General features: G+C 55.3%; 16 protein-coding genes. 1 reads left to right on the forward strand and 15 read right to left on the reverse strand.

From position 1 onward, the window contains the following. Positions 1 to 100: 100 nt before the first annotated feature. The 4 genes from C7476_RS11665 to C7476_RS11680 form a co-directional block, all read right to left on the reverse strand. Complete coding sequence (locus C7476_RS11665; RefSeq protein WP_114430093.1) at positions 101 to 1930, reverse strand: hypothetical protein; 1830 nt, start codon at positions 1928 to 1930, stop codon at positions 101 to 103. A 286-nt stretch (positions 1931 to 2216) separates the two neighbouring features. Continuing rightward, a complete protein-coding gene (gene mazG / locus C7476_RS11670; protein WP_114430094.1) occupies positions 2217 to 3038 on the reverse strand; it encodes a nucleoside triphosphate pyrophosphohydrolase in 822 nt (273 codons plus the stop codon). Positions 3039 to 3131: 93 nt separating this feature from the next. Further along, positions 3132 to 3443: a hypothetical protein gene (locus C7476_RS11675; RefSeq protein ID WP_114430095.1), complete on the reverse strand. Its 312-nt coding sequence runs from the start codon at positions 3441 to 3443 to the stop codon at positions 3132 to 3134. Positions 3444 to 3500: 57 nt separating this feature from the next. Continuing rightward, positions 3501 to 4022, reverse strand: coding sequence for a SixA phosphatase family protein (locus tag C7476_RS11680; protein ID WP_245426279.1), 522 nt, complete (start codon positions 4020 to 4022; stop codon positions 3501 to 3503). A gap of 155 nt (positions 4023 to 4177) precedes the next feature. Between C7476_RS11680 and C7476_RS11685 the strand changes: the two genes are divergently transcribed. Continuing rightward, complete coding sequence (locus C7476_RS11685) at positions 4178 to 5764, forward strand: CYTH and CHAD domain-containing protein (protein WP_181872409.1); 1587 nt, start codon at positions 4178 to 4180, stop codon at positions 5762 to 5764. A 123-nt stretch (positions 5765 to 5887) separates the two neighbouring features. On the opposite strand, the gene C7476_RS11690 is transcribed toward C7476_RS11685, so the two are convergent. The 11 genes from C7476_RS11690 to C7476_RS11740 all read right to left on the reverse strand — a co-directional run bounded on the left by C7476_RS11690 (position 5888) and on the right by C7476_RS11740 (position 17212). After that, positions 5888 to 6358: a YbaK/EbsC family protein gene (locus tag C7476_RS11690; protein ID WP_114430097.1), complete on the reverse strand. Its 471-nt coding sequence runs from the start codon at positions 6356 to 6358 to the stop codon at positions 5888 to 5890. After that, positions 6355 to 7164: an MBL fold metallo-hydrolase gene (locus tag C7476_RS11695; RefSeq protein WP_114430098.1), complete on the reverse strand. Its 810-nt coding sequence runs from the start codon at positions 7162 to 7164 to the stop codon at positions 6355 to 6357. The genes C7476_RS11690 and C7476_RS11695 overlap by 4 nt, the downstream gene beginning before the upstream one ends. Then, on the reverse strand, positions 7157 to 7957 hold the full coding sequence (locus tag C7476_RS11700; protein ID WP_114430099.1) for a TatD family hydrolase: 801 nt from the start codon (positions 7955 to 7957) through the stop codon (positions 7157 to 7159). The genes C7476_RS11695 and C7476_RS11700 overlap by 8 nt, the downstream gene beginning before the upstream one ends. Before the next feature lie 4 nt (positions 7958 to 7961). Next, on the reverse strand, positions 7962 to 9593 hold the full coding sequence (metG, locus tag C7476_RS11705; protein ID WP_281032691.1) for a methionine--tRNA ligase: 1632 nt from the start codon (positions 9591 to 9593) through the stop codon (positions 7962 to 7964). A 12-nt stretch (positions 9594 to 9605) separates the two neighbouring features. Beyond that, positions 9606 to 10664 (reverse strand): DNA polymerase III subunit delta', encoded by a 1059-nt coding sequence (locus tag C7476_RS11710; protein ID WP_114430100.1) that lies wholly within the window; start codon positions 10662 to 10664, stop codon positions 9606 to 9608. Further along, positions 10661 to 11332, reverse strand: a complete 672-nt coding sequence (gene tmk / locus C7476_RS11715) for a dTMP kinase (RefSeq protein WP_114430101.1) — start codon at positions 11330 to 11332, stop codon at positions 10661 to 10663. The genes C7476_RS11710 and tmk overlap by 4 nt, the downstream gene beginning before the upstream one ends. Before the next feature lie 33 nt (positions 11333 to 11365). After that, complete coding sequence (locus tag C7476_RS11720; RefSeq protein ID WP_114430102.1) at positions 11366 to 11650, reverse strand: addiction module antidote protein; 285 nt, start codon at positions 11648 to 11650, stop codon at positions 11366 to 11368. After that, entirely contained in the window at positions 11651 to 11944 is a 294-nt protein-coding gene (locus C7476_RS11725) for a type II toxin-antitoxin system RelE/ParE family toxin (RefSeq protein ID WP_114430103.1), read from the reverse strand. It abuts the gene before it with no gap. Between the two features lie 67 nt (positions 11945 to 12011). Further along, positions 12012 to 13241 (reverse strand): D-alanyl-D-alanine carboxypeptidase family protein, encoded by a 1230-nt coding sequence (locus C7476_RS11730; RefSeq protein ID WP_114430104.1) that lies wholly within the window; start codon positions 13239 to 13241, stop codon positions 12012 to 12014. Continuing rightward, complete coding sequence (locus C7476_RS29100; RefSeq protein WP_114430105.1) at positions 13210 to 14475, reverse strand: septal ring lytic transglycosylase RlpA family protein; 1266 nt, start codon at positions 14473 to 14475, stop codon at positions 13210 to 13212. The genes C7476_RS11730 and C7476_RS29100 overlap by 32 nt, the downstream gene beginning before the upstream one ends. Positions 14476 to 14764: 289 nt before the next feature. Further along, entirely contained in the window at positions 14765 to 17212 is a 2448-nt protein-coding gene (locus C7476_RS11740) for a mechanosensitive ion channel family protein (RefSeq protein WP_425373968.1), read from the reverse strand. Positions 17213 to 17284 lie beyond the last annotated feature (72 nt).

Genomic DNA, 17284 nt, shown 5'->3' on the forward strand with positions numbered 1-17284 from the left:
AGTCTTCCTGCCGCAGCTCTTCCATCGCCATAACACGCGCTCATTTCATGGGGCGCCGGGCGAGGGCAGCCAAGCTACCCCCGCCTACAGGCGATGCCTCTTATTTTATGAACTGGATGGTCTTGTCAGCGTTTTTTGTGGCCACGGGATTGCTGGCGACCAAGTCTTCGGCAGGCTTGTCAACATCCAGCGACCAGATTTTAACAGTGCCAGGGTTCATTTTGTCCATAATTGTCGGGATGTCTTTTGTGTCCGCATCCTTGGGGGCAACAAACGCATCTGTCTGATCGACGAGGATATCGCTCGTTTCCGGCTTTTCCGCATTCTGCTGGTTTTGATTGGCCGTATCCTGCTGGTTCTGACTAACGGAATCGAGCGCGGGTATATCAGTGTAGTCCATCGTCCCCAATCTTTTTCCGATGCCCTTGGTCCAGTTCAGTTTCCAGACTTGGGTCTCACCGGTCGTGGAACTATAGTACCCTTCATTGCGAATTGCATATTGGATGAAAGGTGTCGTTGCATAATTAGCGATGTCCAAATCCATGCCTGCGGCGATCAGGAAATCCAGCTTGAACTCCTGTTCGTCGAGTTCCTTGAAGCGGAGCGGATCCTTTTGGAGACTTGCCTCAAGATAATCGAGGCAGATATCGACGCCGAAGGGCAAGTCCTCTACGATCCTGTTGTTGAATTTGGTGGAAAGCAAATTGCCGTTTCTATCGAATGATTGCGCCTGCGATGAAGAGACATGTTCGATCAGAACCTTGAGTCCGCTTTTTTCGCTCAGCAAGCACTCCATAATCGGATTGCTCAGACCGGGATGAGCGGGATTCGGCATCAGTGCGTTGCCGTCATCGCACCTATAGTGCTTAACAAACTCATCGATATAATCAATCGACGATACCGCCCGTTTGGGCCATATCATATAGGCGGGGCGGGGATATTTGCTGTCGTTGAGTGGCAAATTATGCGTACATACAAGGTGATTGGACGCGTTATAGACAATGGTTCCATCTGCCCCAACCAGCCTATCGTCGGCACGCCTGGCATCGGGGTTTGGCTTCAGCATGGCTGTCGTGCCTGGCAGCAGCACGATCTGCCCGTATTTCTCTATGGGAAATTTCGAGATCAAAGTCCGGACGTTGCGCGTTACTGTGTTGAGACAGAGATTTGCCGCCACCTGCAATTCCGCTTCATTCACAAAGTCGCCAAACGGTACGTTCCAATAGAATTCCGGCGCAGTGAAGAAACTGACATCGAATTCCCTAGGCGAATGCTTTTGAAAGGCCGTCACCATTGCCCGGTATAGCAGCGCAAAACGATTATCCAGGGCGCGCTTCAGATAAGTCTCGATGCCTTCGATAATGATGGTATCCGGTATCGGAACACCGCCCCCCCATGTGGATTCAAGCGGTCCGCCCCCGCTCAATTCTGATCCATCGATCTTGGACCGTTCCTTGGCCAACCAAAGTTTTGCAGGATTGTCTACCTTGACCGAGCCCGGCGTTCCCTCCTCCACAGTACGGCGCGTGGAAACCTGTGTGAACGAATTATACTGCAGGCTGTAGATACCGACTTTCTTGGGCTTGGAGAGGGCAGGCGCTTTGTCCGGCACGTGGGCGACCTCGACCGAGCCGGTCGTCAGCGTGTCCGGTTTATTCTCCGGCAATTTCACCGGATCAGTTGTGCTGAAGGGCGGAATTCTGAGGTTCAGACGCTTGGTTACCTCGATTTCTATTGCCTGTAGTTGTTCAGGTGAGAATGTGGATGCGTCGCCGATGAGCGTCTCACCGCTATTGTCACATCCGCCCAGCATCGCCAGGAGCGGCGCTGTCGGCAGATAGGCGCAGGCCTTCAAAATGCTCCGTCGCATCGGGGAGGGCTGATCGATATCGCGAGCCGGCTGGCGGCCCGTTTCAAAAATGTCTTTCATTATGAACTCCAGAGCAAAATTGCTGAAATATTGGTCGTAGCGTTTTGTGGTTTAATCGAACCACACGCTTTCTGAGCAAGTAACGTGCCAAGTGAACATACAGGGCCCGAATTTTGCGTCGCTCGAGCCGATTGACAAATTCAAGCCAAGACGAGCCATTTGGACGCGTTAAATTCACGCCAACCGGCCAAAATCACCAAGCCACAGTTGTGATAGGGTGCAGCGGATGCCCAATGTTTATTCGGCATTTCGAAAATGCCTAACAATGACGCATGAGAAATGGGTGCTATTTCGCTGTCTTGGCCTGCTGCCATAGCGCTTCCATCTCCTCAAGAGTTGCTGCATCAAGGGAGTGTTGCTGCTCAGCCAGTTTGCGTTCGATGTAATGGAAGCGTTTGCGGAACTTCTCGTTCGTGCCGCGCAGGGCGCTTTCGGGCTCCAGCTTCAAATGACGGCCGAGATTGACGAGCGCAAAAAGCAGGTCGCCATATTCTTCTTCGGTATCCTGACGATTGCCGCTGGCAATTGCTTCCTTCAACTCGCCGATTTCTTCCTCGATCTTGTCGAGAATAGGCGCAGCTTCGGACCAGTCAAAACCGACTTTCGCGGCTTTCTGCTGCAGTTTCAAGGCCCGCATCAGGGCGGGGAAGCCATTGGGAATATCGTCGAGAAAACCGTCCGCTTCGGCCAAACCTGGATTGAGCGCAGCGCGGCGTTCGCGGCGCTCGGCTTTTTCCTCGGCCTTGATCTTGTCCCACATGCCTTTGGCCATACCGGCGCCACGGGCAGCCTCTTCGCCGAAAACGTGCGGATGACGGCGGATCATCTTGTGGGTGATGGCCTGAACCACATCGCCAAAATCGAACGCCTTGAGCTCCTCGGCCATGCGAGCGTGGAAAACAACCTGCAGCAGCAGATCGCCGAGTTCCTCGCGCAGATCGTCGATGTCGTTGCGCTCGATGGCGTCAATGACTTCAAACGCTTCCTCAAGCGTGTACGGCGCGATGGATTTGAAATCCTGCTCCAGATCCCAGGGGCAGCCCGTTACCGGCGTCCGCAAGGCAGCCATGATCTCGAGCAAGCGGGTTAAGTCGCGTGATGGTTTCATAAGCGTAGAATAGGCCAAGTCATTGGCGGCGAATATGACGAAGCGCTGCCATCAATTGCTTGTCCACAACGTGCACGCCGGCGGGCAGGCCTTCTATAATGATCTTGGCGGAATATAGAGGCAGATCGATCGCCTTGCCTTGGGGTCGGCGCCGACAGTACAGCGATGAAAAAACTGATCCTTTGATGGTTTGATGCGGCTATCACCGTAGGCGATCAGTTCCCCGGTAACGACAACACGGTAGCCATTTGGCGTTTCCAGGATGGCGCCGTCCTTCTCCTGCCAACAGTCGGTCATGCTGCAACATTCAGCACCATAGGCCCAGCCAAGCGGGGCGTCGTGAGCAAACGCGGGAGCTGCGAAGAGCAGGGCAATGACAAGGACCTTGTGGCGTATGGCTGACATCCTCCCGCTCTTGTAGCTTGACGGATTTCACGCCGCCGCCTGCAGCAATGACACATACTACACCAATCCGGATAAACCGCTGCTGATCGACTTCGGCGTCACGAACCGTTCGAGTTGGCCGGTGCTTTCGGATACGACATTCCACTTGCTGGCTTCGAAGTCGATCACCACAAGCGCCGCAGTTGGGTATTTTTGTTGCAATCGAGACAGATTTTTCTGGCTTCCCGTTCTGATCAGTTTGAGAGCAAGCTGATGGAGTCCGGGATTATGTCCGACGACCAGCAACGCCTTAACATCAGGTGGCGTCTCGTGGATGACGTCAAGGATCGCCTTGGCGGAAGCATCGTAGAGGCGCGGCTCGTCGATCTGCATTATGTCCTTCGTGAAAACAGCTCGGATCAGTTCCCATGTTTCCATGGTACGACGGGCTGTTGATATCATGGCAAGGTCGGGTAAAAGTCCTTGTTCCACCATGTAGATGCCCATCAACGGGCAGTCCCGACGGCCGCGTTCCGCAAGCGGGCGCGCATGGTCGTCAACGTTGTCGGGCCTGTCCGACTTGGCATGGCGAAGAAGCATTAGCCTGCGCATCATCAGTCTTACCGCGCTGGTTGAGATCGCGACTATCGACCCAAACAGGAAAGGCTGAATGCATCTACCAATATGAGTCCTGGAGGATAATATAGGATTGAGTTGGGAAGGAAATAAGAAAGGCGTTTTACAGGATGATCGCGGTGGATCATGGTAAGGAGAAGCGAGCGAGCATCAAGGATGTCGATGTTGCCTCTCCACCGGCTCCGGTCGAAGTTGAACTGAAGCTGCGTGCCTCTCCAGGTTCGCTCGACCAGATTCGAACATCCACTGTTATTCTGCAAGATTCCCGGAACAAGGGTACGATCCGCCGGTTGGAAACAACGTATTACGATACGGCTGACCATAAGTTGTTTGGCGCCGGCATTTCCCTGCGAGTTCGGCGCAGCGGCAAGTACCTGGTGCAAACCATCAAGCGAGTGTCCATCGATGATCCACTGACACGCCAGGAATGGGAAGCGCCGGTCAGGACCTTGGCCCCGGATCTCGGAGCGCTGCCAGCGTCGGAAATCGATGGGATTTTCGATAGAATCGCTGTCGATCAACTCGTGCCGATCTTTGTGACCAAGGTTCGCCGGCATCGGGTTGTTGTCGATGTGTCTGAGGGGCAGATCGAGGTTGCGTTCGACGATGGCGTGGTGGAGGCCGGACCGCAACGGAAACCGCTATGCGAGGTCGAACTTGAATTGAAACAGGGCAGGGCAGCAGCGCTCTACCAACTAGGCCTCGGCTTGATGGATATTTCGCCGCTGCGACTTGAAACCCAGAGCAAGTCCGCGCGTGGCTATGCACTCGCGCTCGCGATTGATCCGGTGGCTGTGAAGGCGTCCTCGTCTAATCTCGATTGTCAGGATACCGTGGATGAAGGTATCGCCAAACTCCTGTCGAGCTGCCAACAACAGATACTGGCAAACCTGTCTCCGGCAGAGAATGGCGGCGAACCTGAAGGCGTCCATCAGTTGCGTGTGGCGCTACGACGTCTGCGAACGGCCTTGTATTTTTTACGGCGCGAGTTTGAGACGCCATCACTGCAGGCACTCGATACCGAGGCGAGGCGGTTCGCACGAACATTGGGACCAGCACGCAACTGGGATGTCTTTATCGACTCAACGCTCGCCGATATCGAGAAGACCAATCTGCCGGACATCGACTTCTCCAGCTTGCGCGACGCAAGCGCGCCCTTCCGGAATGAGGGCTATGGCATTGTGCGCGATAATATCGCTGACTCGCAAACCAACCGTTTTCTTTTGTCACTGGGGCTCGTGATTCAGCGGAAAAGCTGGCGAAACGAGGTTGCCAGCGACGATCTGCGGACACTTGCCGAGCCACTTACGAAATTTGCGTCCAAAGTTCTCACGCGTATCGAGCGAAAGGCACTCAAGCGCGGGCGGCATTTTCGCCATCTTCAACCTGAAGCGCGGCACAAGCTGCGACTGACCTTGAAGAAACTGCGCTATGCTACAGAGTTCTTTTTGCCACTTTTTGCAAACCGGGCATCGACCGGAAAATATCTCAAGCAGCTGTCTCGACTGCAGGATGTTCTGGGCGAAGCCAACGACATCAGAACTTCGCGAACACTTCTGTCGAATATCCGGGAACGTGCGGAAAGTCCTGACCTGCATCGTGCCATTGGCGCTGTGATCGGCTGGCAGGGACATCTCGAAACGACGAGTGCCAGCCGGATGAACACCAGGTGGGGCAAGTTCAAACGGACCGCACAATTCTGGTAAGTCCAGCGAATCTGCATCTTCGTATTGGGCGAAGCGCCCATGTATGTTGTGTGAGCGAGACACTACCAATTGAGATTGCATAAGATAGATTATGGAACTGTACCATGTGGGCAAACAGGCAATTCAGCCCGCAATATCGGCGATTTGCGCCTTTGCAGCTTTGGCCAATGCCTCTGGTTCGCTGGGGAAAACGAAGTTGGTTCCCCCGGCTGCAGCCCACACCACATCGAACTGCATGAGGCTTTCGTCGGCATAAGCCTTGATATCGATCAGATGTCCCAGTGGTGAAACGCCGCCAATGGCAAAACCTGTTTCCTTGCGGATATATTTGGGATCAGCCCTGTGCAATGCCTCGCCGGTCAGCCTGGCAGCTTTGACGAGATCGAGCTTCCGCGGACCCGAAACGAGAAACAGATAAAGGTTGTGCGTATCAGCGCCTTGAAAAATCAAGGATTTGACGATCTGCTCAACGGTGACGCCGCACTGGATCGCCGCGTCTTCAGCCGTATGGGTCGAATCGGACATTTGACGAATTTCGATATCAAGTCCGGCCGCATGCGCCGCCTGACGGACACGCTCGACACTTTTGCTCATAGCTCGACCTCAAATGACAAACCATCATAGGCCGGCTCGACGTTGTCCGGAGTCTCGCGCAGCACAGTTCCATAATCCAGAGGTATGTGCATATGGGTCAAAATAGCTCGACGAGGCTTGAGCTTTCCAATCCATTCTATTGATTCATTTAATGAAAAATGGCTTGGGTGTGTTCTGTATTGGAGAGCATCGATGACCAACGTATCGAGATCGAAGAGTTGCGCTGCAGTCGTATCGGGAAATGCACTGACATCCGAGCAATAGGCCACATCGGCAATCCGGAACGCCAAAGAAAGAATATCGCCATGGATCTGCGGTAACGGCAGAAAGCGTATCGCGCCGCCTGGCCCGTCAATCTCGAAGGCTTCGTGATGGATAATCTCGTGCGGTCGCAAGATTGGCGGATAACTCGAACCTTCCGGGGTTCTGAAGCAATAGCCAAAACCTTCCATCAGGCGCCGCTGTGTCATCGCATCAGCATAAATGTCCACCAAATCGCGGCGATCGATGACGAATGTGCGCAGATCGTCCAAACCGTGGATATGGTCAGCATGCGCATGTGTATAGACAACCGCGTCGAGCTTTCCAGAACCGAAATCGATCATCTGCGAGCGAAAATCCGGTCCCGTGTCGATGATCACGGTCGTCACACCGCCATGATGCGCAATACGCTCAACCAGCATGGCTGCTCGCCGGCGCTTGTTCTTTGGCTCGTTCGGATCACAACTGCCCCAATCGCCATTGATGCGTGGCGTGCCCGGAGACGAACCGCAACCAAGAATGGTGAAACGCAAGCGATCAGGCATTTGTGGTTCCAGCACTTGGCCTTGGCATCTTGGTGAACAGGCGGAATACGTTGTCGGTTGTTATTTTGCCGATCTCGTCTTCACTCACGCCAATCGTCTCGGCCAGCACAGCCGCCGTATGCCGGACAAAGCTTGGCTCATTGCGGTGGCCGCGATGCGGCATCGGCGCAAGATATGGCGCATCTGTCTCGACCAGGAGCCGATCTCGCGGCACGTTTTTGGCGATTTCACGTATCTCGGGTGAATTCTTGAATGTCAAAATACCCGAGAACGACACATAGCCGCCGAGTTCTACGCCCACTCGCGCCAGTTCCGCACCGGACGAAAAGCAGTGCAAGATGAAAGGGAAGGCGCCCTTCCCTGTTTCTTCCGTCAGGATTGAAATCATATCATCATCGGCAGCGCGGGCGTGGATGACCAATGGCAGGCCCGTGGCGCGGGAAGCGGCAATATGAGTGCGAAAACCCTGCGCTTGCGCTTCCGGAGGCGCATAGTCGTAATGGTAGTCAAGTCCGGCTTCGCCGATAGCGACCACCTTCGGATGCTCCGACAAGCGGATCAGGTCGTTCGCCGTCACATCGAGCTCTTCATGCGCATTGTTGGGGTGCGTTCCAACCGATGCGTAGACGCTGTCATACTGCTCCGCGATCTTTATGATATCGCCAAAGCGTCGGACGCGTGTGCAAATCGTAACCAGCCGCGTGATGTTATAATCCAGCGCCCGCTGAACGATGGCATCCCGTTCCTCGGTAAAATCCGCAAAATCGAGGTGGCAATGACTATCGACAAGCATGGAACTAGTCTGCTTTTTCTGCTTCGACGTAACGCGGAAAGATCGGCTGCGGTGCCGGGAGATCGGTGCCAGGTATCAATTCGCTGGCTTTCAGATCGGCAAAATCCCGCTTGTCCGCCGGCACAGCAAGAATATCGAGCAGCTTGGCCGCTGATCCCGGTATGAACGGCTGACAAAGAATGCCAACACGGCGGATGACTTCCGCCGTCACGTAGAGCACCGTTTCCATGCGTGCCGGATCCGTTTTCTTGAGCGCCCACGGTTCCTGTGCGGCGAAATAACGGTTGGCTTCAGCCACGACGCCGAAGATCGCCGCCAGCGCCTGATGGAGTGCTTGGTTGCCAACCGCCTTGCGGGCGGTATCCAGCGCCGCGACGGCCTGATCGAGAATAGCCTTATCCGTGTCGGTCAATGCACCTGGCTGTGGAACCTTGGCATCGCAGTTCTTTGCGATCATCGACAACGAACGCTGCGCCAGATTGCCGAGATCATTGGCGAGGTCGGCGTTCGTCCGATTGACGATAGCCTCATGGCTATAATTGCCATCCTGACCAAACGGAATTTCCCGCAGCAGGAAATAGCGCAATTGATCGAGACCGTAATGCTCCACCAACGCAGTCGGATCAATGACGTTGCCAACCGATTTTGACATTTTCTCGCCGCGATTGAACACAAAGCCATGGCCGAAAACGCGCTTCGGCAGTTCGATGCCAGCGGACCATAGAAAAGCTGGCCAATAGACAGAGTGGAAGCGGATAATATCCTTGCCGATGATATGAACATCAGCAGGCCAATAACGCCAACGCTCGGCGTTTTCATCCGGATAACCCGCGGCGGTGATGTAATTCGTCAGCGCATCGACCCAAACATACATGACGTGTTTTTCATCGCCCGGAACCGGAACACCCCAATCAAAGGTAGTGCGGGAGATCGAAAGGTCTTTCAATCCCGACTTGACGAAGGAGACGACCTCGTTGCGGCGCTCATCCGGGCCGATAAACTCGGGATTTTCGCTATAGAGTTTGAGCAAACGGTCCTGATAGGCCGACAGGCGGAAGAAGTAACTCTCTTCTTCCAGCCATTCGACCGGAGCGCCACTTGGCGCATAGCGCACATTGTCGGCACGCAGTTCCGTCTCTTCTTCCTGAAAATAGGCTTCGTCACGCACCGAATACCATCCGGCGTAACCGCCTTTGTAGATATCCCCTGCATCAGCCATCTTCTGCCAGATTGCCTGCGACGATTTATAGTGCCGCTCTTCTGTTGTGCGAATGTAATCATCAAATGACGCATTCAAAAGATAGCCCATATCACGGAAAAGCTTGGCATTCCTGTCCGCAAGTTCACGCGGAGTAATGCCTTCTTTGCGCGCTGCCTGTAGCATCTTGATGCCATGTTCGTCCGTGCCGCTGAGGAACATGACGTCCTTGCCGTCATGGCGGTTAAACCGGGCGATCGCATCGGTGGCAATTACCTCATAGGCATGGCCGATATGCGGGCTCCCGTTCGGGTAGGCGATGGCAGTTGTGATGTAAAATGTTTCGCGGCTCATGCGTGACCTGATTTCGTCTTTGGTTTGGGCATCTTGGGAAAAAAACGTCTGGCTGACATAACGCAAGTCGGACCTGATTGCCATACCGGCAGACCTCTATCTGCCCGATAGCGCGCGGTGCATTCTCTCGAGGAAAATAAGAACAGTCTGCTTGCGGTCGAGATTGAAAGCGGCGGCTTCCCTCGCCTCGTTCTGCATGTCCTGCCAGATACCGGACCAGCGGTTCGCCTGTGAAACGTCGCTCTGCTCTGCGCTGAGCCGCGCCTTCACTGCAATGCGCCCCAAAAGATCATCGAGAAAAAGATCGTACTGGATCTCGGCGTCGCGTCCCGACAGCGCCGTTGCCAACGCCTGGGCTTTGGGCACGTCGAACACAGGATTGCTCAGGATAGCATCGGTTGCCCCCGAGATTTCCAGCCCGCCAAATGCCAGCAACAATGCAGCTTTCCGAACGCTGCCGTTCGCATGGGCGATGAGCGAATCCGCATCGGGCAATTGTTCGGTATCGAGATTGATTGCCGAGAGAGCAGCGAGCAGGTCCTGGCGTTCAAGCGGTTCAAAACGGATCGACTGGCAGCGTGAGCGGATTGTCGGCAACAGCCTGCCGGAAGAATGCGAGATCAGAATGAACAGGGTTCGCTGCGGCGGCTCTTCAAGAGTCTTCAGTAACGCATTGGCCGCATTGCGGTTCATGTCATCTGCAGGATCAACAATGACGATGCGCCACGCGCCGTCATGGGAGGTACGGTTGAGGAAGTGCGCGACCCGCCTGATTTCATCAACCGTGATGCCGGTCTTGAACTTGCCCGTCTTGGCATCTATCGGGCGGCTGATATGCAGCACGGACAGATGTGTTCCGCTTGCGAGTTGCCGGTAAGGCGCAACTGTGAAATTCGGCTCTGCAAGCGTCACCGGTGCCTCGCGTTCCGCAGGATATCTCAACATGTGGCCGGCAAGATGGAACGCCAGAGTTGCCTTTCCGACACCCTGCGCACCCTCGAGCAATAATGCGTGGTGCATCTGACCGGACTGATAGGATTGTGCGAGAAATGACCTTATCCCGGCGTGACCGAACAATGCGGGATTGGCCGAAGGTGCAGGAACACCATCGATAGTATCGTGGGTTGCCGGCACGTCGAGGGCGATGTCGCTCATTTCGCTACCTCGATGCCTTGCTTCGTCTTCAGGCCGCGGCTGGTCTTCAACCGGTCGACCAGTGCGGCGATATCAGCTGCAATCTCATCAGCCGAACGATTTGCAGCAATCACCTTGCAGCGCTCGGGTTCTGCGGTCGCGATGGCGAGATAGGCGTCACGGCGCTTGCGGTGCAGATCGATCGTTTCCTTTTCGAAGCGGTCGGCAGTCCCTACCCCACGCCGTGCATGGGCGCGTTGCAGACCGACCTCGGCCGGCAGGTCAAGGATGATCGTCATATCCGGCATGAGACCGTTGATGGCGGCCCGTTCGATAGCGCGCATCAAATCCGGATCGAGATTGCCGGTCACGCCCTGATAGACGCGGCTGGAGTCGATGTAGCGGTCGCAGAGCACCATCTGGCCGGCCGTAAGTGCTTGACGTATAACTTGCTCCACATGGTCGTTGCGCGCTGCGGCAAACAGCAAGGCTTCCATGGCCGGGCCGAAAGGTTCGGCGGCGCCGCTCAATATGACATGGCGCACGGCTTCTGCACCCGGCGAGCCACCTGGCTCGCGCGTTACCAGCACGTCATCGCCACTGGCCCGCAAATGCTCCGCCAACCGGCCAATCTGTGTGGATTTGCCCGCGCCCTCGCCGCCCTCAAATGTTATGAATAGTCCTTGCACGCTATCAGCTGTCTTTCGAATTCGAATGTGTGCTCACGCGGCATGCACAGCAAGCTTCAGGCCAAGCGCACGAATAACGCCGGTCAATGTTTCAAGCGTGGGGTTTCCCCCTTCGCTAAACGCTTTATAGATCGTTTCGCGACTGACACCGGCGTCTCTCGCAAGCTGTGTCATTCCGCGAGCGCGTGCAACATCGCCGATTACCGCGGTAATGAGAGCGGGATCACCATCTTCAAATGCCGCTTCAACATAGGCCGCGATTGCTTCAGGAGTGTCCAGATGCTCTGTTATATCCCAAGGTTTGGTAGTGAGAGTCATTTACTCTATCTCCTTTGCCAATGATTTTGCTCTCGCAATATCCGTGCTCTGTGTGCTTTTATCGCCGCCACATAGTAACAGCACCAAAACCAGTCCTCGTTGATGGTAGTAAATTCTATACCCAGGCCCATAATCGATGCGTATCTCGCTGATGCCTCCTCCCACCGGTTTCACATCTCCCGGATTTCCCAATGAGAGGCGGCGAATCCTGATCTGGATTCGCGCCACCGCATTTTGGTCCTTCAATTTGGTAATCCAGTGAGAGAACTCAATGGTTTGGCGAATTTCGATCATACCCACTCTGTAATGTTACAGGCAAGTATCTGTCAATTATAATACACATATCGACAACAATTGGCGACTAAAAATTCAATCGCCGGACCCAACCTGTCGTCAATTCGAATACCGCATCGAGCGAACGCTTTTTCAGATCACCACTCTCGATTGCTTCCGCCGTATAGACCGGCGTTTCCTGGACGAGTGCATCGCCGATCCATATCCGCAATGTGCCGACCGGCTGATCGGCTTTCAGTGGTGCCACCAATGGCCCTTGATAGACCACGTGCGCCTTTAGACGGTCGCGATTGGCGACCGGGATGAGAATGCTGATTTTCTCATGCGCTTTAAGAGCGACAGCTGATTTGATCCCGCCAAACACACTGGCTTCGCCAACGATTTCACCCTCAGCGAAGACGTCGGCCTCCTCGAAGGCCTGATAGGCCCATTCGAAGATGCGCTTGGCCTCCTCGGCGCGTTCCTTGTCACTGGCAAGGCCGCTGAGCGCAACGAAATAACGCCGTCCGTTCCGCTCCGCGGCGCCAACAATACCGTAGCCGGACTGTTCGGTGTAGCCGGTACCCATCCCGTCGGCGCCGATATCGAGACGCAGCAGCGGGTTGCGATTGCGCTGGAAGATATTGTTCCAGGTGAAATTATCCTGCGCATAGGTTCGGTAATATTCAGGATATTCGTGTTTGATATGCCGCGCCAGAGTGACGAGATCTGTCAGCGAAACCCTTTGCTTCGGATCAGGTAGGCCGGTCGAGTTGGTGAAGGTCGAGCTTTTCAGGCCAATTTCCTTCGCCCGGGCGTTCATCATCTCGGCGAATTTCTGTTCCGAGCCGGCAATGCCCTCGGCGAGGATAATACAGCCATCATTGGCCGATTGCACAATGACACCCTGGATCAAGTCGCCAACGCTGACGGAGGATTTCAGCTTGGCAAACATGGTTGATCCACCCGATGGTGCCCCGCCTGTTCGCCAGGCGTTTTCGCTCACGGTATACTGTGTCGATGGCGTAATCTCTCCTGTCTTGAGCGCATGGAAGACCACTTCCATGGTCATCAGCTTGGCAAGCGCCGCCGGCTCGATCAGTGTGTCAGGTGATTTTGCATAAAGAATCGTGCCAGTCTGATCCTCAACCATCAGCGCCTGCTTGGCCTTGGTATCAAACAGCGCATCCTGGGCGTTCGGCGCGCTAATCGAAGCGAGAGCGATGGCCGCGCCAAGAGCAAGAATACGAAGTGGCACAGTCAGAGAACGTCCAAGCCGTTCGATATCAGTTACCGTCATCACGGACGACGAAAGCATCGACGGCACCAGCCTTCCACGCCGCCTGAAGCAGAGTGTCGGCGTTCTTTCCAGCGCTTGCCCGTGCGATCACGGCAATACGAGGCCCTTCGGGGCTGGCAATTTCGGACAATTCGACCTTGCCAAGCGCAGTAAGCGCGGACATCACCCGGCTGGCTTCTGCTTTGCTGGAAAACAGGCCGACATCGATATATTCGCCCGAACCACCGGCGGCTCGCGGCATGTCGCTCATGCCCTTCCACGCGGTCGAAACAGCCTCTGGCGAAAGCAGGCTGTTTGCGGCTTGCGCGGTGCTGTTCGCACCTGCGACGCGCTCGCTGGCGTAGGAACTGATGAATGGAGACACCTGCTTGCCGCCCTTGAGCGAGCCAATCAGGATCGTTGGCTTGTCATCAATATAGGGCCCGATCAGCGGTAGAACCGGAACGATATCCATGTTGAAGGAAAGCCCCGAATTGTCCATCGGAGCCATTGCCTGTTGTGGTGCCGCGAGCTGAGCTGCCTGATCGTTCAGGGACATCGCTTGGCCACCGAGGCTCGCCACCTGGATACCTGCTGGCTGAGGCAGCGCCATGCCTGGAATTGCGACAGGTGTATGCTGCGTCGGCGTCGGCCCATTCATGGCGATCATCACGCCCGAAGCCGGCTGCCCGATCGGATCCGGTGCGCCGGAACCGCGATAGGAAGCCATCAGGTAATTATCATCGCGCCCTTCCAACGGTGCACGCCCGACATATTCAACCTTCACATTGGCTGTGCCGGTATCATGATAGTCGAGGAGTTGGGCCGCCTTTTGTGAAAGATCAATCAGGCGATTGCTGTGATAAGGACCGCGATCATTGACACGGACGATAACCGAACTGCCATTGGTCAGGTTGGTAACACGGGCATAACTCGGCAAAGGCATGGTGGGGTGCGCGGCCGAGAGGTGGTTCATGTCGTATACTTCGCCGTTGGCGGTCAAACGGCCATGAAAAGCGGAACCATACCAGGAGGCCCTGCCCTTGCGGATATAACCCGGCTCTTCCCTGGGGTAGTACCATTTACCTGCAACCTGATATGGCCGGCCGGTCTGGTTGCGCCCCCCGCCGCGCGGCATGTTGCGGAAATCGGTGACGACGCGTGGACTGGCTTTCACACCATATTCTGCTTCGGCGAAATATTCCTTACCATGGGTTCGTTTGGCGACTTTGACTTGCGGCGATGATGCACAGGCTGCCATAAGGGCGCCCATTGCAACTACTCCCACAACGCGAAAAGCTTTGGCTTTTGACAATGCAAACCGCCGGCCGCGCAGGCCGCCCCCAAGGATTTTGTAATTTGATAGACAGATCAGAATGCTGGCGCAACCCCGAGACCCATCATGGCAGGTGCACCAAGTGTATAAATGCCACCGATAGATTGATACCAGCTTAACAATATCTGGCCGTGGCTCTCTATTATCGCGTTCCTAAACGCCACCAGCGGTATGTGTTTGGGATTGGTTCACTTTTTGTGTAGGGCGGACTCATACCAGGAGTTGTTCAGTGTTTGATCTTCTTTGTCTCACTGGCGAGCTTGTCCCTTACCCGGTCTGTCAGCATCTCGACGATGGAATCGGCATCTTCTAGGTGCAGATTCACATCCCGTTGCGGATAAGGGATCTCGATCCCCTCCTCGGCAAAACGGTCGATCAAAGTGAAGCGGATTTCGTTCTGAACAGTGCCGGAGTTGGACAGATCCGCGAGATGGACGCGCATCTCGAATTGCATGACTGACTCGCTGATTGCACTGAACGCGACAAACGGTTCCGGGTTCTTCAAGACAAGCGGGTGACCGCGGGCAATTTCCGTCAGGATGGCATGCACACGACGGGGGTCGACCTTATGAGAAACGCCGATCGGGATGTCGACGCGGCCGAGCTTGTTGCGATGCGTCCAGTTGCCAACACTGCCGTTGATGAAGGATGAGTTTGGAATGATCAGGGACTGGCGCTGAAAGGTTTCAACCTCCGTTGCCCGGACGCTGATCTTCTTGACAATGCCGCCGACGCCGCCGGTCTCGATCCAGTCGCCGACCTTGAACGGACGTTCCGCAAGCAAGATAAGACCCGAAACAAAGTTCGAGACAATCGCCTGCATACCGAAACCGATACCAAGCGACAGACCGCCGGCGACCAATGCCAGACTGGAAAGGTTGATGCCGGCCGCCGAAATGCCGATGACGCCTGCAATGCCGAGGCCAAGATAGCCAACTGCGGTGCGGATCGAATTGCGTACACCTGAATCGAGCCTGCCGCGCGCCATGACCCGATTGTCAAGCCAGCCCTGGAACCAGCGCGTAAATCCGTAGAAGAGCGCGAACAACAGAACGCCGATTGCAATCGAAACCAGTGAAATATTGACCGAACCAATCTGGAAACCCGTCGCGATCGCCACGAACCAGGCCGACATTTCGCTCCATTGGAATCCCCACAGCAGGAGGATTATCGGAATACCAAGCGCTACGACGAAGATATTGATAACGATGCTCAACACCAGACCGAGCTGGTCGAGAGCAGTCTCATCCAAACCAAAACGGGTCTGCACCGCCCGTCCAAGCTTGGTCCCCGTCAGTGCATTCTCATCGGATACCGCGCGAGCCGTCAGGAAGCCGAGGTACATCGTGACGACCACGGCGCCGTTGATAACAATCTGCTGCGACACGAAGCGTGCCAGTCCGATATAACCGAGAAGCGCCGCGACGATAGGCACAAGACCGATCGTATAGAGGAAGAGCCGCATGGCCCTTGGCCAAGGCTTGATATTTCCGGTCTCTTCGTCTTCCAGCGGCCTCAACGACGCCATGGCGATGATGAGGAGGCCCATCAGAACGGTGGCAAAGAGACTCTTCGCAACGGTCAATGACAATGGTGAACCAGCGATCTGATTGACCGTATCGGCGATGTAGTCGAGCCCGGTGATCGTTGCTGTGGCCGTGATCAGTACCATCAGGATCCGGCCTGGTCGCGGCGCTATCCGCACCAGACGCCAGTTGGGTGCACCCGGACAGATCACCGCCTGCGCCAGGGCGTGGACAAAATACACGATGCCAATAACGCAAAAGAGCATATAGATAAGTGATGCAATATCTGGTCGCAACACGTTGAAATAATTAAGAAATAAGTAGGTAGTGACAAGGAAGACAACCACCGTCAGCGACCGCATGAGCGTCGACCAGAACGCGACAGCGAGGCGGCTGAGATAGGATGGCGATTCAATAGTCGCGTCACGCAGATAAAGATGGCCGAGTGTCCGCTGACCGCCTATCAGCAAAACGAGCGCTGCAATCGCCGCAAAAAAAGCAGCGGCCAGCATGGATTGCCATTTGAAGGAAACGACGAACCGCCACCAGGATGAAACAACCTGATTCATCGTTCGGATTTCCTGGCCGTAGGCTTCGGCGACTTCGCTACCGAGCGAATAATTGATGTTGACGCGCTGCGAAAGCGTGTTCGTGAACAATTCACGCCGTGCATCCACGGTTCGCTCAATCATCTTGTTGGCCGCGATCAACTGATCCTCGGTCTCGCCGAGGACCGCATTGATTTCGGCCTTCTCGGTGATCAGCTTCGCCCGCTCATCGGTGACGATCTGGGCTTCCGGGGGCTGGCCTTGGGCTGGTGGAGGACCGAGCTGATCCAGCCGCGAATTGATTTCCGTGACACGCGGTCTGAATGACACGCCGATATCCAATAGTTTTTTGGCGCTGGCCTCCAGATTGAGGCGCAGATCCGCCAATGCTGCGTCGGTGTCGGCCTTCTCCATTTGTTGGGCATAATCTGTGATTTGCTTCTTCACGGCATCGATTGCCGGGCGCTGTTCCGCGACGATGCCCGTGACAGGAGCTTGTGCAGGCGCAGGCGCTTGCGCCGCCGCCGCATGTACCGCACCGGCGAGAATCAAAACCGTATAAATCGCCAGAAGCATCTGCCGGACGGAGGAAGGAATCACAGGGCCAAATCCACGTAAAAACAATTTTCAGCGCACGATTGCCCGTTCATGTCGGCACAATCAAGGCATTTT

Source organism: Phyllobacterium bourgognense, from assembly GCF_003337575.1.
GTDB lineage: Bacteria > Pseudomonadota > Alphaproteobacteria > Rhizobiales > Rhizobiaceae > Phyllobacterium > Phyllobacterium bourgognense.

Coding starts and splice junctions, on each gene's coding strand:
- C7476_RS11680 (WP_245426279.1), bottom strand. CDS start 4,022: ATGCTTCTTCGCCATGCCAAGTCGGACAGGCCCGACAACGTTGACGAC.
- C7476_RS11710 (WP_114430100.1), bottom strand. CDS start 10,664: ATGAGCGACATCGCCCTCGACGTGCCGGCAACCCACGATACTATCGAT.
- C7476_RS29100 (WP_114430105.1), bottom strand. CDS start 14,475: ATGGGCGCCCTTATGGCAGCCTGTGCATCATCGCCGCAAGTCAAAGTC.
- C7476_RS11690 (WP_114430097.1), bottom strand. CDS start 6,358: ATGAGCAAAAGTGTCGAGCGTGTCCGTCAGGCGGCGCATGCGGCCGGA.
- C7476_RS11665 (WP_114430093.1), bottom strand. CDS start 1,930: ATGAAAGACATTTTTGAAACGGGCCGCCAGCCGGCTCGCGATATCGAT.
- C7476_RS11675 (WP_114430095.1), bottom strand. CDS start 3,443: ATGTCAGCCATACGCCACAAGGTCCTTGTCATTGCCCTGCTCTTCGCA.
- C7476_RS11725 (WP_114430103.1), bottom strand. CDS start 11,944: ATGATCGAAATTCGCCAAACCATTGAGTTCTCTCACTGGATTACCAAA.
- C7476_RS11695 (WP_114430098.1), bottom strand. CDS start 7,164: ATGCCTGATCGCTTGCGTTTCACCATTCTTGGTTGCGGTTCGTCTCCG.
- metG (WP_281032691.1), bottom strand. CDS start 9,593: ATGGCAATCAGGTCCGACTTGCGTTATGTCAGCCAGACGTTTTTTTCC.
- mazG (WP_114430094.1), bottom strand. CDS start 3,038: ATGAAACCATCACGCGACTTAACCCGCTTGCTCGAGATCATGGCTGCC.
- C7476_RS11730 (WP_114430104.1), bottom strand. CDS start 13,241: ATGCTTTCGTCGTCCGTGATGACGGTAACTGATATCGAACGGCTTGGA.
- C7476_RS11720 (WP_114430102.1), bottom strand. CDS start 11,650: ATGACTCTCACTACCAAACCTTGGGATATAACAGAGCATCTGGACACT.
- C7476_RS11700 (WP_114430099.1), bottom strand. CDS start 7,957: ATGCTTGTCGATAGTCATTGCCACCTCGATTTTGCGGATTTTACCGAG.